Here is a 228-nt window from a genome sequence, read left to right as displayed (position 1 = left end):
GACAAGGCCAGCCCCATGCCGAGGCCGCGCGGTTTACTGGTCACGAAGGGACGGAACAATGCCTCCTCGATCTCGGCTGCGATACCGCAGCCGTTGTCAGACACTTCGACAACGAGATGAGAAGATGTGTCGGATTTGGTTCGGATCGCAATATGGGGCTGATCGACATCGTCGGTTGCCTCGAGGGCATTGCGAACAAGGTTTGTCAACACCTGCACGATCTGGACA

At 57.0% G+C, this 228-nt stretch carries 1 protein-coding gene; it reads right to left on the bottom strand.

Features of this window, described 5'->3' with window-relative positions; all coding sequences use genetic code 11:
* The coding region (locus AF337_RS04495) for an ATP-binding protein (RefSeq protein ID WP_244471182.1) at positions 1 to 228 on the bottom strand (228 nt) is incomplete at both ends.

Origin of the sequence: Rhizobium ecuadorense, from assembly GCF_001187535.1 — a bacterium.
Taxonomy (GTDB): domain Bacteria; phylum Pseudomonadota; class Alphaproteobacteria; order Rhizobiales; family Rhizobiaceae; genus Rhizobium; species Rhizobium ecuadorense.
The sequence above is the reverse complement of the archived record's forward strand: the minus strand, read 5'-3'. Positions and strand labels throughout refer to the sequence as shown.